The organism is Nocardioides palaemonis, from assembly GCF_018275325.1.
In the GTDB taxonomy this organism is placed as follows: Bacteria; Actinomycetota; Actinomycetes; order Propionibacteriales; family Nocardioidaceae; genus Nocardioides; species Nocardioides palaemonis.
Genome location: NZ_JAGVQR010000001.1, coordinates 1461660 through 1475437 on the forward strand (window position 1 = coordinate 1461660; position 13778 = coordinate 1475437).

A 13778-nucleotide genomic window follows, 5' to 3' on the forward strand; every position below is an offset into this window, starting at 1 on the left:
CGTTGGGGCTACTCTTTGCCTGTCGAGAAGGACCGAGAGAGAGGCTCGTCAGTGGGTCTGCAAGTCCCCAAGCTCACAGCCGTGCCCCGGCGCGCGCTGAGGGTCGCGCTGCTGGGCGTGACGATGCTGGTCCTGGCCGGTTGCTCCGAGGCCGACCAGCACCAGATCCGCAACCTCGCGATGCCCGACCGCGCGAGCGCCCAGGGTCCCTACACCTACGAGCTCTGGAAGTGGGCATGGGTGGCCGCGATGGTCACCGGTGTCATCGTCTGGGGCCTCATCTTCTACGCCGTGGTGCGCTTCCGCCGCCGCAGCGACGACGAGGTGCCGCGCCAGACCCGCTACAACCTGCCGCTCGAGGTCTTCTACACGATCGCCCCGGTCCTGATGTGCGTGGTGTTCTTCTTCCACACCGTGCGCGTCCAGGACGAGGTCATCAAGATCGTCCCCGACCCCGACATGACCGTGGAGGTCACGGGCCAGCAGTGGTCCTGGACCTTCAACTACGGCGTCGGCGAGCAGGACACCAGCGCCACCGGCGAGCCGGAGAAGAACGGTGAGCCGGGCGACTTCGCCTACGACCAGTACGTCTACACCTCGGGCACCGGCCGGGACATCCCGACGCTGGTCCTGCCGGTCGACCAGACCATCCAGTTCAACCTCCACTCGCCCGACGTGATCCACGACTTCGGCGTCCCGGCCTTCCTCGTGAAGATGGACGTCATCCCGGGTCGCGTCAACAAGCTCCAGGTCACCCCGACCGTCGAGGGCACCTACAAGGGCAAGTGCTACGAGCTCTGCGGCGTCTCGCACTCGCGGATGCTCTTCAACGTCGAGGTGGTCAGCCAGGAGGAGTACGACTCCTACCTGAGCGACCTGGCCGCGGCCGGCAACAGCGCCGCGACGCCCGTCCTCGGCGGTACCTACGTCAACGACCAGGTCGGTCTCGAGACCGCATCGGAAGGAGCCCAGGAGTGAGCGCCGCCACCGCAGCCACCCACCAGGGCACGGTCAAGGAGAAGACCCTCGGCCAGCAGGTGGTGCGTCTCCTGACCACCACCGACCACAAGCTGATCGGCAAGATGTACCTGGTCACCTCGTTCGGCTGGTTCCTCGCCGCCGGTCTGATGGCCATGCTGATCCGGGCCGAGCTGGCCTACCCGGGCATGCAGGTCGTCAACGACCAGCTCTACAACCAGTTGTTCACGATGCACGGCACGATCATGCTGCTGCTGTTCGCGACGCCGCTGTTCTTCGGCTTCAGCAACGTGATCATGCCGCTGCAGATCGGTGCGCCCGACGTGGCGTTCCCGCGACTCAACATGTTCAGCTACTGGCTGTTCCTGTTCGGTGGCCTGATCGCCGGGTCCGGCTTCCTCACCCCGCAGGGCGCCGCCGACTTCGGCTGGTTCGCCTACACGCCGCTCTCCGACGCTGTCCGCAGCCCGGGCGTCGGCGGTGACCTCTGGATCATGGGCCTGTGGATGGCCGGTCTCGGCTCGATCCTGGGTGGCGTCAACTTCATCACCACCATCATCTGCATGCGTGCGCCCGGCATGACGATGTTCCGGATGCCGATCTTCGTCTGGAACACCCTCATCACCAGCATGCTCGTGATCATGGTCTTCCCGATCCTCGCGGGCGCCCTGCTCTCGCTGGAGGCCGACCGGATCCTCGGGGCGCACGTGTTCGACCCGTCGCACGGCGGACCGATCCTGTGGCAGCACCTGTTCTGGTTCTTCGGCCACCCGGAGGTCTACATCATCGCGCTGCCGTTCTTCGGCATCATCTCCGAGATCCTCCCGGTCTTCAGCCGCAAGCCGATCTTCGGCTACGTCGGCCTGGTGGCCGCGACGCTGGGCATCGCGATGCTGTCGGTCGCGGTGTGGGCCCACCACATGTTCGTCACCGGCGCGGTCGACCTGCCGTTCTTCTCCGGCATGACGTTCCTGATCGCGGTGCCGACCGGCGTGAAGTTCTTCAACTGGATCGGGACGATGTGGGGCGGCTCGCTGTCGTTCGACACCCCGATGCTGTGGTCGATCGGCTTCCTCACGACGTTCCTCTTCGGTGGTCTGACGGGTGTCATCCTGGCCAGCCCTCCGCTGGACTTCCACGTGTCCGACTCCTACTTCGTGGTGGCCCACTTCCACTACGTCGTGTTCGGCACGGTCGTGTTCGCGATGTTCGCCGGGTTCTACTTCTGGTGGCCGAAGATGACCGGCAAGATGCTCGACGAGCGTCTCGGCAAGGTCCACTTCTGGATCCTGTTCATCGGCTTCCACACCACGTTCCTCGTGCAGCACTGGCTCGGTGTCGAGGGCATGCCCCGTCGCTACGCCGACTACCTGCCCGGTGACGGGTTCACCACGCTCAACCAGATCTCCACGGTCGGGTCGTTCCTGCTCGGCGCCTCGATGCTGCCGTTCCTCTACAACGTCTACGTCTCCGCCAAGGGGCCGAAGGTCGAGGTGGACGACCCGTGGGGCTGGGGCCGCTCGCTGGAGTGGGCGACCAGCTCGCCGCCGCCGCGCCACAACTTCCACACGCTGCCGCGCATCCGCTCGGAGTCGCCGGCCTTCGACCTGCACCACCCCGAGGTCGCGCTGCGCGAGCTCGAGGAGCACGAGGCCGAGCGCAACGGCGACGTCGCCGACGCGCCCGACGTGGACGGTCGCGAGGAGATGCTGCGCGAGCGCGTCGAGGGCACCGACAACGAGGGAGACGAGCGATGAAGGCGGAAGCCTGGATCTTCGGGATCACCACGGTCTTCGTGGCCGTGGTCGCCCCGGTCTACTGGATGCTGGCGGAGGACCCCACCGGTACCTCGGCGCTGGTGATGACCGCCCTGCTGACGGCGATGATCACCCTCTACCTCGGCTTCCACGCCTCGAAGATGGACCCCCGTCCCGAGGACCGCAAGGAGGGCGAGATCGCCGACGGCGCCGGCGAGCTGGGCTTCTTCCCGCCCTACTCCTGGTGGCCGCTGTGGTGCGCGCTCGCCCTGAGCATCGTCGTCTACGGCACGGCGCTGGCCGCGTGGTGGCTCGTGATCATCGGCTTCGTCGTCGGTGCGATCGTGCTCTGCGGCTTCGTCTTCGAGTACTACCGCGGGGAGCACGCGCACTGAGTGTCGCGCCTCCTCGACTTCGGCAGAGCCCGTCCAGCACGTACGCTGGACGGGTTCTTCCGTATCACCTGTCTGTCTGTGCCTGTCCTGGGGGGTCCTGTCGCATGCGTCCTGCTGCGTCCTCGTCCGTGTCCGCGCCGCGGCTCTCGCGCCGACGCCGTACGGCTGCCGCCGCAGCCGCGGTGCTGTGCCTCGCCGCGCTCGCGGGCTGCACCGACCGGTCGGCCGGCAGCGCCGGTGACCCGCCGGGCGACCGGTCCGGCGCGGACACCGCAGCGGACACCGTGAAGGCGGAGCCGGTCCGGATCACCACCAGCTTCACCGACGCCGCGTCGGTGCCGATCGACGCCCCCGTCACGATCACCGCCAGCGGTGCGACCCTGGAGGGCGTCGAGGTCACCTCTGCGGAGGGCGACCTCGCCGGCAGCGTCGCCGGCGACACCTGGACCTCGTCGGCCGCCCTCGAGCCCGGCACGGACTACACGATCGCGGCGAAGGCCGCGCGACCGGACGGCTCCACCGTCCAGCGCTCGCGGACCTTCCACACCGTCGACCTGACCCTCGACCAGCAGACGTACCCGTCGATCGCGCCGCTGCAGGGCGAGACGGTCGGCGTCGGGATGCCCGTCATCGTCACCTTCGACCTCCCCGTGACCGACCACGCGACCTTCGAGAAGCACATGTCGGTCACCAGCACGCCCGCCCAGCAGGGCTCGTGGTACTGGCTGAACGACAAGGAGGTCCACTGGCGACCGCACACCTACTGGAAGGCGGGGACGGACGTCACGGTCGACGTCGACGTCAACAGCCTGCCGGCGGGCAACGGCATCTACGGCCAGGAGGACCGCGAGGTCAGCTTCACGGTGGGCGACGCGCACGTCTACAAGGTCAACGCGCAGACCCACCAGATGCAGGTCTTCAACAACGGCACCCTCCTGCGCACGCTCCCGATCACCACGGGCAAGCCCGGGTTCACCACCCGCTCCGGCACGAAGGTGATCATCGAGAAGTTCGAGCAGAAGCGGATGAACTCCGAGACGGTCGGGATCAACCGCAACAGCCCGGAGGCCTACGACATCGACGACGTGAAGTGGGCGATGCGGGTGACCTACTCCGGTGAGTTCATCCACGCCGCGCCCTGGTCGGTGGGCTCCCAGGGCCACGCCAACGTCTCCCACGGCTGCACCGGCATGTCGACCGCCGACGCCGGCTGGCTCTACGCGATGACCCGCCGCGGCGACGTCGTGGAGTACACCGGCACCGACCGCCAGATGACCCTCGAGAACGGCTACGGCGACTGGAACCTCTCCCGCGCCGACTGGAAGGCCGGCTCCGCCCTCTCCTGAGCCGGGGTCGCCGCCCCACGGTGGCGGCACCCGACATCTCGCGTACGCCAAGGTGGCGGCACCCGACACCCGCGTACGCCAGGGTGGCGGCACCCGACATCTCATCGGCTCCTTGTGATGTCGTCTGCCGCCATGGTGCGGTCGGTTGTGCCGGCTGCCGCCATGGTGGGGGACGGTCGCCGCGTGCCGTGAAGCGTCCACAGGGACGATACGACGTGGGTCGTCCACACGCTGCCGCGCAAGCGGTGGCAGTCTGTCCGGACGGCGGGCGACGCTCGCCGCATGCCACGACGCCCGCCCGGGGACCTGCCCACCGTTGCTGCGCTCCGCGGTCATCCGCGACTGCGGTCCTACGTCAGGGAGTCCTACGCCGTGCACCGCCGGACGGACCTCGGGACCGACCTGGCCGCGCAGCTGCACGCGTGGCAGCTGCTCATGACCGACGGTGGGTGCTTCACTGCCCTGACCAGCGCCGAGCTGCGCGGCTGGTGGTTGCCGCCGCTGCCTCAGGGCACCCCTGTCTTCATGGCCCTCGAGATCGATGATCCGCGGCCGATGCGAGCAGGGGTCCGCACCAGTCGTCACACGCGCGCGGTCGGCCGGGAGGAGATCGGTGGACTCCGGTGTGCGACGGCCGTGGAGACCCTCCTGGGGTGCGCGCGATGGCTCTGCCTGATCGACCTCGTGATCCTGGTCGACTGCGCGCTCCACCGAGGTGACTGCACGGTCGACGAGATCCGTGATGTCATCGCGCCGCGACGGCCGGGCGCTCGTGCGTTGGCGCACGCGCTCGCCCACGCGGATCGGCGGTCCGAGTCCGCGTACGAGACACTGCTGCGCCTCTTGCACGTCCTGTGCGGGATCGAGGTGGAGCCCCAGTTCATCGTCCTCGGCGCGCATGGCCACGAGATCGCTCGCGCAGACCTCAGGATCACCGGGACGACCGGTCTGCCGGAGTTCGACGGAGACGAGCACGAGAAGGGCCCCAGGAGGGTCAAGGACCGGAGGCGCGACCGTGCGCTGGAGAAGGCCGGATACGTCCGACGTGGCTACACCGCCGGCGACGTCCTCCGTCGCGGCGTCACCATCCTCGAGGACGCCGATCGATCGCTCGGCAGGCCACACGACCCGAGCAGGATCCGACCGTGGCACGAGCAGCTGCGGCGGTCGCTGTTCACCCCGTCCGGGACCGCCGACTACCTCGCACGCGCCGTGCCGACGCTGCCGGTGCGCCGCCGTCGGCCCAGCGACGACGACGCCACCTGACCCGGTCCGCGGTCCGGTGCCTCGTACGGCGGATGTCCCCGATCGTGTCCGGCTGCCCGTGACGGTGGCGGCACACAGCATTGGGTGATGGAAGGTGGCGGCAGACCGCATCGGATCGACGACGGCGGATGTCGTGTGCCGCCACCCTCGGGAGCGGAGTGACGTGTGCCGCCACCCTCGGGAGCGGGATGTCGGGTGCCGCCACCGTGGGGGAGGGGCGGACGCTCGGCGGGCGCAGGAACGACGAGGGCCCGCCGGGATGATCCCGGCGGGCCCTGCGGCGTGGTGCTACGCCGTGCTGGCTGCGATCAGTGGTCGCCGCCGCGCAGCGGCACGTCTCCCGTGTCGCGCAGGCGGTGGTCGTCGAACTGGTGACCGTCGACCGGGTGGTCGAGGCCGGCCTGCAGCTCGGCCTCGTGCTCGGCGTGGTGGTGCGCCTCCTCGAGCTCGGCGGCCGTGGGCTTCTGCACGTTGTGGACGTACATCCACCGCGACAGGCGGGCCCGCAGGCGCTCCGAGCGGGAGTTGGGCGCGGCCACGCCGGCCGCGTCGGTGTCGCCGTCGACCGTGTAGATCTCGTCGCGGTCGCGCGCGGTGAGCGTGTAGGCGGCCGTCTCGCTGATCGGCAGGTGACGCTCGGAGTACTGGCCCTCGGGCGAGCGGGTGATGATGCCCGTCTCGTAGCCGTGGAGCAGCTTCTCGTTGTCGTGGCGCTGCAGGGAGATGCACCAGCGTCGCGTGATCCAGAACGCCAGGAGCGGGCCGAGGAAGATCGCGACGCGCATGAAGTAGGTGATCTGGTTGATGCTGGCGTGCAGCTTGATGGCGATGATGTCGTTGCCGCCGGCCGCCCAAGCGAGACCGTAGAAGGTCATCAGGGCGACCATGACCGCGGTGCGCGTCGGCGCGTTGCGCGGGCGCTGCAGCAGGTGGTGGTCGCGCTTGTCACCGGTGATCCAGCCCTCGAGGAAGGGCAGGAGGATCAGGATGACGAGCATCAGCGGCGGCACGAGCAGGATCGGGATCAGCACGTTCCAGGAGATCGTGTAGCCGAAGACGACCGTCTCCATGTGGCTCGGCATGATCCGCAGCAGGCCGTCGGGCCAGCCCATGTACCAGTCGGGCTGCGAGCCCGCGGTCACCTTGGTCGGGTCGTACGGGCCGAACTTCCACACCGGGTTGATCGACATCAGGCCACCCATCAGGGCGATGATGCCGAAGACCATGAAGAAGAACCCGCCGGCCTTGGCGGCGTAGACCGGCAGCATCGGGAAGCCGACGACGTTCTGCTCGGTGCGACCGGGGCCGGGCCACTGCGTGTGCTTGTGGTAGACGAGCAGCAGCATGTGGGCGGCGATCAGCGCGAGCAGGATGCCCGGGATCAGCAGCACGTGGACGATGTAGAGGCGCGGGATGATCGACTCGCCGGGGAACTCGCCGCCGAAGAGCAGGAACGACATGTAGGTGCCGACGACGGGGGAGGCCTTCAGGAAGCCGTCCGCGGCGCGGACGCCGGTGCCGGAGAGCAGGTCGTCGGGCAGCGAGTAGCCGGTGAAGCCCTCGAGCGTGCCCAGGAGCAGCAGCACGCAGCCGATGACCCAGTTGAGCTCGCGGGGCTTGCGGTAGGCGCCGGTGAAGGCCACGCGCAGCAGGTGGACCATCATCGAGGCGATGAAGATCATCGCGGCCCAGTGGTGCATCTGGCGCATCAGCAGGCCGCCACGCACGTCGAAGGAGATGTGCAGCGTCGAGGCCATCGACTCCGACATCCCGATGCCGCGCAGCTGGTCGTAGGAGCCCTCGTAGGTGATGTGGCCCATCGACGGGTTGAACCACAGGGTCAGGAAGACGCCCGTGAGGAGGAGGACCACGAAGCTCCACAGGGCGATCTCGCCCAGCATGAAGGACCAGTGGTCGGGGAAGACCTTGCGCAGGTTCTTCTTCATCGCCGAGGCCAGGCCGAGGCGGTCGTCGGCCCAGGTGGCCAACGAGCCGGCCTTGCCGGGCTTGGACGTGGTCGCGGCGTCGGTGCGGTTGCTCGTCGCGACCTTGCTGGTGTCCAGCCTCGCGTCGGTGCTCACTGCTTCTCACGCTCCCAGTAGCTGGCCCCGATGGGCTCGTTGAAGTCGCTCTGTGCGACGAGGTAGCCCTCTTCGTCGACCGCCAGGGGCAGCTGCGGAAGGGGCCGGGCAGCCGGACCGAAGACGACCTTGGCGGAGTCCGCGAGGTCGAAGGTCGACTGGTGGCACGGGCACAGCACGTGGTGGGTGGTGCGCTCGTAGAGGGAGATCGGGCACCCGACGTGGGTGCAGATCTTGGAGTAGCAGATGATCCCGTCGACGGTCCACTTGTCACGGCCCTCGCCGTGGGTGATGTCCTCGGGGTTCATCCGGACGACGATGATCGCGCCCTTGGCCTTCTGGACCTGCTCCTCGGCTCCGTGGAGCTCGGGGTAGCCGTTCTCCTCGGTCGGGAACATCGCCTCGGGCGCGGCGTTGATCAGGTCGCCCATCTCGACCTCGCTGGCGAGGATCGGGGTGCCGACGACGTCGCGCACCAGGCGCATGCCCGGCTCCCAGATCGTGTGGGCCAACTTGTCGATGTCGAGGGTGTCGCCCGGCGCGAGGTCGCGCAGCAGGACGACGGCGGGCAGGCCGAGCACGCCGACGGCGCCCAGCATCGTGTTGCGGACCAGCGGGCGGCGGCCGATGCCGGCCTCGTCCAGGCCGGCGTTGAGGGCCTCGACGGTGGCGTCGCGGTCCTCCTGCGGGGAGGCGGCGGGGTGGCGCATCTCCACCATCTCCACGTCGGCCATCAGCTTGCGGGCGAGGTGGATGATGCCGACGCCGATCAGCAGCAGCGAGACGCCGAGCGTCACGCCGAGGGCCATCGTGGAGGCACCCATGCCGAGGAAGGTGTCCCAGTTGTCGCCGACCTCCAGGGAGAAGTACGCGACGACGAACAGGACGGCGCTGACCATCGCGAGGATGAACATCGCGGCGATCTGGCGCTCGGCGCGCTTCTCGGCCTTGGGGTCGACGTCGGTCGGACGCCAGGTGTGCTCCGGGAGGCCCGGGTCCGGGATCGGCTCGGCCTCGCGGTGGGCCGGCACGTGCGAGTCGTACGGCTCGGGGGTGTGGTCGTTGCTCACGCGTTCACCTTGCTCTTCTTGCTGCGCGTCGTGTGCGAGGCGATCCAGACGGCGCCGCCGATGAGGCCGCCGATGCCGACGACCCAGGCGAACAGGCCCTCGGAGACGGGGCCGAGGCCACCGAGCGTGAAGCCGGCGTACTCGGGCGTGTCCTGGATGCTGCCGAGGTAGGCGATGACGTCACGCTTCTCCTCGGGCGACAGGTTGCCGTTGCTGAAGTTCGGCATGTTCTGCGGGCCGGTCAGCAGCGCCTCGTAGATGTACTTGCCCTCGACCCCGTGGAGGGTGGGGGCGTAGCCGCCGCGCGGCATCGCGCCGCCGGCGCCGTTGAAGTTGTGGCACGCGGTGCAGTTGGTGAGGAAGATCTGGCCACCGCGGGTGATGGCCTCCTCGCGCTCCTCGTCCGACAGGCCCTCGATCGAGTAGTCCGACTCGTCCGGGATGTCCGGGCCGGGGCCGAGCGAGGCGACGTAGGCGGCCAGCGCGGCGACCTCGTCGTCGCTGAACGCGACCGGCTTGCGCGGCGCCTGGGCACCGGGGCTGGCCATCGGCATCCGGCCGGTGCCGACCTGGAAGTCGACGGCAGCGGCGCCCACGCCGACGAGCGACGGGCCGAGCTGGTAGCCGTCACGCACCGTGGGCACGCCCTCGCCGTTCTTGCCGTGGCAGAACGCGCAGCTGGTGAGGAACAGCTCCTTGCCCTGCGCGACCTGCTCGGTCTCGCTGGCCTGGTTCTGGGCCTGCGCGGGAGCAAGGGCGGTGTAGAGGGAGCCGCTGATCACCAGACCCAGCAGCAGCACGACGAGTCCCGCGAGCGGTCCCCGGCGGTGCCGGGAGAGGCGGCCTGCGGTTCGGTTCAGCAAACGCACTTTTGAGTCCTTGCCGGTTGCGACGGTGTTGGCTGTCGGGGGTGCTTACTTGATGACGTAGATCGTGAAGAACAGACCGATCCACACCACGTCGACGAAGTGCCAGTAGTAGGACACGACGATGGCGGTCACGGCCTGCTCGTGGGTGAAGCGGCGGGCCAGGTAGGTGCGGCCCAGCACGAACAGGAAGGCGATCAGGCCGCCGGTCACGTGCAGGCCGTGGAAGCCGGTCGTGAGGTAGAACATCGACCCGTAGGCCGAGCTCGGGATGGTGACGCCCTCGTGGATCAGCTCGGCGTACTCCAGGGCCTGGCCGCCGATGAAGATCGCACCCATGACGTAGGTCAGGATGAACCACTCGCGCAGGCCCCACTTGGTGAAGTTGAGCAGCCCGCCGGTGCGCCCGACCTGGCCGCGCTCGGCGGCGAAGACGCCCCACTGGCACGCGAAGGACGACGCGACGAGGATCGCGGTGTTGGCCGTCGAGAACGGCACGTTGAGCTTGTCGGTCTCCTGCGCCCACAGGTCGGGGCTGACCGCGCGGATCGTGAAGTACGCCGCGAACAGCGCGGCGAAGAACATCAGCTCGCTCGAGAGCCAGATGATCGTCCCGACGCTGACCATGCTGGGTCGGTCGTGGTGCCCGTGCAGGCGGGAGGCCGGAATCGTCGCAGTTGCTGTCGCCACGGAGACATTATGGCCGCTGGGCCGCAAGGAGGGCACCCCGACCCCCTGTGTATCTCCGTCATAAAGTTCACAGCGTGCTGCTCCCCCTCTCCGCCGACCTCGAGGTCCTCCCCAGATTCACGCTCGGGAGGGTGTTGACCGACTGGGGGATCGACCCGATCCCGTTCATCGTCGTCGTCTGGGGGACGGGCCTGTACGCGCTCGGCGTGGTCGTGCTGCACCGCCGCGGCGACCGCTGGCCGGTGGGACGCACCCTCGCCTTCGTCGGGCTGGGGATGGGGTCGTTCGCGCTCGCCACGCTGTCCGGGCTGGGCCGCTACGACACCACCCTCCTGAGCGTCCACATGGTCCAGCACATGGTGCTGTCGATGGTGGTGCCGCTCGCGCTGGCGCTCGGCGCCCCGATCACCCTCGCGCTGCGCACCCTGCCCGCCACCCCGCGCGGGTGGCTGCTGGCGGTGCTGCACTCCCGCGTCGCGAAGGTGCTGGCGTTCCCGCCGCTGGCGTTCGTGCTCTACGTCGCCTCGCCGTGGGCGCTCTACTTCAGCCCGTGGTACGACGCCAGCCTGGCCTCGTCCTACGTCCACCAGATGATGCACGTGCACCTCGTCCTGGTCGGGACGCTCTTCTTCTGGCCGCTGATGGGCATCGACCCGCTGCCCGGCCGGGTGGGCTACCCGTTCCGGGTGCTGCTCACCATCATGACGCTGCCCTTCCACGCCTTCCTGGGCGTCACGATCATGGGCCAGTCGACCCTGATCGGCGAGGAGCACTACCTCGCGCTGCGCGAGGGCCCGATGGCGTCCTGGCTGCCACCGGCGCTGGAGGACCAGCACCTGGCCGGCGGGATCCTGTGGGCCAGCGGTGACCTCGTCGGCGTGCTGTTCTTCGCGGTGCTGTTCACCCAGTGGGTGCGGTCGTCGATGAAGGAGGCGTCACGCGAGGACCGGCGCCTCGACCTCGCCGAGCGTCGCGGGGCGCGTACGCCCTGAGGCGGGGGATCGCGGCGAGCAGCGTGAGCGACCCGTTCCAGATGAACGGGGTGGCCACCACCATCGCGACCGGCAGCACCCAGACCCGGTCGGTGCGCGCGGCCCAGACGACCAGCAGGAGCGCGACCGGGAGGCGGTAGAGCGGACCCGGGATGAAGGCCCAGCCGGCGGCGCCGTCGGAGATCCGCGCCTGGTCGACGAGGAACCCGAGCCAGTCGCCCCAGAGGCCCGGCGCGAGGAGAGCGGAGACGGCCACCACCGCAGCCGTGGCGCCGAGCGCGCGTGCGAGCGCGCCCCACTCGCCGCGGGCGGCGAACCAGACCGGCCCCAGGCACGGCGTGATCTTGGTGAGCGCGACGAACGCCCACAGCTGGGGCAGGCGCATGCCGAGGGCCGCGACGATCGCCATCGGGACGAACACGTTGCCCGAGAGCACCTCCTGCGACCCGGCCACCCAGAGGGGCACCGCCAGCACCAAGGGCAACGGGCGCAGCAGCCAGGCAAGGCCCATCGCGTTGACCAGGACGAAGAAGCCCGCGAAGAACGGCCAGGTGGTGTGCGCGAGCGGCCAGACCGCCTGGGCGAAGGCCGGGCTGTAGAGGTAGTGGCCGGGGTCGCCGACGGAGCCGTCGTACATCTCGCCGCGCCAGGCGCCCCAGTAGGCCGCGGCGTCCCAGCCGGGTCCGGTGAGGTGGAGGTGGGCCGTCGTCTCGAACACGCCGACCACGGCCAGGAGGGTGCAGAGCGCCACCAGCGCCAGCCTCCTGAGCACGGTGATCTCCACCGTCCGGAGCCTAGGCGACCACGACGGCGCCGGCGGTGGATACGATGCATCCCGTGAGCGACTCCACGAAGACGTTGAAGGTCCTGGTCTACAGCGACGACGTCAACACCCGGCAGCAGGTGATCCTCGCGCTGGGGCGTCGTCCCCACCCCGACCTGCCCGAGGTCGAGTACGTCGAGGTCGCCACCGAGCCGGTGGTGCTGCAGAACATGGACCGCGGCGACATCGCCCTGGCGATCCTCGACGGCGAGGCCGTGCCCGCCGGCGGCATGGGCATCGCCAAGCAGCTCAAGGACGAGATCTACCAGTGCCCGCCGGTCGTGGTGCTCACCGGCCGCCCGCAGGACGCCTGGCTGGCCACCTGGTCGCGCGCCGAGGCCGCGGTCCCGCACCCGATCGACCCGATCCAGCTCGCCGAGCAGGTCGTCGGCCTGCTCCGCTCCTCGGTCCCGGCCACCACCTGAGCCGCCCGCCGCGGGTGCGCCCGCGGCCACTAGCCTGACGCCATGTCCCACACCTGGCCCGACGTCCTCTCCACGCTGGTCGCCGGGAGCGACCTGACGCAGGAGCAGGCCCGCTGGGCGATGGACGAGGTCTTCGCCGGCGCCGCCACACCCGTGCAGGTCGCCGGCCTGGTCGTCGCGCTGCGTGCCAAGGGCGAGACCGTCGAGGAGGTCTCCGGCATCGCGGCGGCGATGCTCGCCGCGGCGAACCCGATCTCGGTGCCCGGCCGGCTGCTCGACGTCGTCGGTACCGGTGGCGACCGGTCGATGTCGGTGAACATCTCCACCATGGCCGCGATCGTCGCTGCGGGCGCGGGCGCCCGGGTGGTCAAGCACGGCAACCGGTCCGCGTCGTCGAAGTCCGGCTCGGCCGACGTGCTCGAGGCCCTCGGCATCCGCCTCGACCTGGCACCCTCCCGGGTCGCGCAGGTGGCGGAGGAGGCGGGCATCACCTTCTGCTTCTCCGCCGCCTTCCACCCGGCGATGAGGCACGCCGCCGTCCCCCGTCGCGAGCTCGGCATCGCCACGACGTTCAACATCCTCGGTCCGCTCACCAACCCGGCGCGCCCCCAGGCGCAGGCGATCGGGTGCGCCGACGCCCGGATGGCTCCGGTGATGGCCGGCGTCCTCGCCGAGCGGGGTGTCGACGCGTGGGTGTTCCGCGGCGACGACGGGCTCGACGAGCTCACCACGACCACGACGTCGACCGTCTGGCAGGTCCACGGCGGACGCGTCGTCGAGACGACCCTCGACCCGGCCGACCTCGGGATCGCCCGGGCGACGACGGAGGACCTGCGCGGCGGCGACGCCGAGCACAACGCAGCCGTGGTGCGCCGCGTCCTCGACGGGGAGGTCGGTCCGGTGCGCGACGCCGTGGTCCTCAACGCGGGCGCCGCGCTCGCCGTCCACGAGCAGCCGGGCGTGGCAGTCGCGGACGCCCTGCCGGCCGGGCTCGCGCGAGCGGCCGAGGCGGTCGACTCGGGCGCGGCGCGCGACGCACTGGCCCGCTGGGTGGCGGCGAGCTCCGCCGGCGCCTGAGCGGGACCGAGC

Annotated in this window: 13 protein-coding genes; 8 read left to right on the plus strand and 5 right to left on the minus strand. The window is 69.8% G+C overall.

All coding sequences use genetic code 11. The annotated features are described in order from the left end of the window. Positions 1-81 precede the first annotated feature (81 nt). The 5 genes from ctaC (at position 82) to KDN32_RS07175 (ending at position 5742) form a co-directional block, all read left to right on the plus strand. Positions 82-978 carry an aa3-type cytochrome oxidase subunit II gene (gene ctaC / locus KDN32_RS07155; protein WP_307853804.1) on the plus strand — a complete coding sequence of 299 codons (897 nt, stop codon included), beginning with the start codon at positions 82-84 and terminating at the stop codon, positions 976-978. After that, positions 975-2735: an aa3-type cytochrome oxidase subunit I gene (ctaD, locus tag KDN32_RS07160; protein ID WP_307853805.1), complete on the plus strand. Its 1761-nt coding sequence runs from the start codon at positions 975-977 to the stop codon at positions 2733-2735. The genes ctaC and ctaD overlap by 4 nt, the downstream gene beginning before the upstream one ends. After that, the gene (locus KDN32_RS07165) at positions 2732-3130 is read left to right on the plus strand and encodes a cytochrome c oxidase subunit 4 (RefSeq protein WP_211731346.1); all 399 of its coding nucleotides are present in this window, start codon (positions 2732-2734) and stop codon (positions 3128-3130) included. Before ctaD ends, KDN32_RS07165 begins: the two co-directional genes overlap by 4 nt. A 104-nt stretch (positions 3131-3234) precedes the next feature. Further along, a complete protein-coding gene (locus KDN32_RS07170; RefSeq protein ID WP_211731347.1) occupies positions 3235-4476 on the plus strand; it encodes a L,D-transpeptidase in 1242 nt (413 codons plus the stop codon). 282 nt (positions 4477-4758) lie between these two features. Beyond that, positions 4759-5742 (plus strand): hypothetical protein, encoded by a 984-nt coding sequence (locus KDN32_RS07175; protein WP_211731348.1) that lies wholly within the window; start codon positions 4759-4761, stop codon positions 5740-5742. Positions 5743-6050: 308 nt separating this feature from the next. Here the strand turns inward: KDN32_RS07175 and qcrB are convergent, their stop codons facing one another. Genes qcrB through ctaE form a run of 4 tightly spaced genes read right to left on the minus strand, consistent with a single transcriptional unit; the run spans position 6051 to position 10449 of the window. Continuing rightward, complete coding sequence (qcrB, locus tag KDN32_RS07180) at positions 6051-7823, minus strand: cytochrome bc1 complex cytochrome b subunit (RefSeq protein ID WP_307853806.1); 1773 nt, start codon at positions 7821-7823, stop codon at positions 6051-6053. Then, on the minus strand, positions 7820-8893 hold the full coding sequence (gene qcrA / locus KDN32_RS07185; RefSeq protein WP_211731349.1) for a cytochrome bc1 complex Rieske iron-sulfur subunit: 1074 nt from the start codon (positions 8891-8893) through the stop codon (positions 7820-7822). The genes qcrB and qcrA overlap by 4 nt, the downstream gene beginning before the upstream one ends. Continuing rightward, positions 8890-9762, minus strand: coding sequence for a cytochrome bc1 complex diheme cytochrome c subunit (gene qcrC / locus KDN32_RS07190; protein ID WP_211731350.1), 873 nt, complete (start codon positions 9760-9762; stop codon positions 8890-8892). The genes qcrA and qcrC overlap by 4 nt, the downstream gene beginning before the upstream one ends. 45 nt (positions 9763-9807) lie before the next feature. Then, positions 9808-10449, minus strand: a complete 642-nt coding sequence (gene ctaE / locus KDN32_RS07195; protein WP_211731351.1) for an aa3-type cytochrome oxidase subunit III — start codon at positions 10447-10449, stop codon at positions 9808-9810. A 74-nt stretch (positions 10450-10523) separates the two neighbouring features. Between ctaE and KDN32_RS07200 the strand changes: the two genes are divergently transcribed. Beyond that, entirely contained in the window at positions 10524-11441 is a 918-nt protein-coding gene (locus KDN32_RS07200; protein WP_307853807.1) for a cytochrome c oxidase assembly protein, read from the plus strand. On the opposite strand, the gene KDN32_RS07205 is transcribed toward KDN32_RS07200, so the two are convergent. Beyond that, positions 11350-12225, minus strand: a complete 876-nt coding sequence (locus tag KDN32_RS07205; protein WP_211731352.1) for a glycosyltransferase 87 family protein — start codon at positions 12223-12225, stop codon at positions 11350-11352. The two genes, KDN32_RS07200 and KDN32_RS07205, sit on opposite strands and share 92 nt — an antisense overlap. A 53-nt stretch (positions 12226-12278) precedes the next feature. Here KDN32_RS07205 and KDN32_RS07210 point away from each other — a divergent pair, with 53 nt between their 5' ends. Together KDN32_RS07210 and trpD are read left to right on the plus strand one after the other, a co-directional pair. Continuing rightward, positions 12279-12689 (plus strand): Rv3143 family two-component system response regulator, encoded by a 411-nt coding sequence (locus KDN32_RS07210; RefSeq protein WP_230443639.1) that lies wholly within the window; start codon positions 12279-12281, stop codon positions 12687-12689. A gap of 42 nt (positions 12690-12731) precedes the next feature. Further along, the gene (trpD, locus tag KDN32_RS07215) at positions 12732-13766 is read left to right on the plus strand and encodes an anthranilate phosphoribosyltransferase (protein WP_211731354.1); all 1035 of its coding nucleotides are present in this window, start codon (positions 12732-12734) and stop codon (positions 13764-13766) included. Positions 13767-13778 lie beyond the last annotated feature (12 nt).

Coding starts and splice junctions, on each gene's coding strand:
- KDN32_RS07175 (WP_211731348.1), top strand. CDS start 4,759: ATGCCACGACGCCCGCCCGGGGACCTGCCCACCGTTGCTGCGCTCCGC.
- KDN32_RS07170 (WP_211731347.1), top strand. CDS start 3,235: ATGCGTCCTGCTGCGTCCTCGTCCGTGTCCGCGCCGCGGCTCTCGCGC.
- trpD (WP_211731354.1), top strand. CDS start 12,732: ATGTCCCACACCTGGCCCGACGTCCTCTCCACGCTGGTCGCCGGGAGC.
- KDN32_RS07165 (WP_211731346.1), top strand. CDS start 2,732: ATGAAGGCGGAAGCCTGGATCTTCGGGATCACCACGGTCTTCGTGGCC.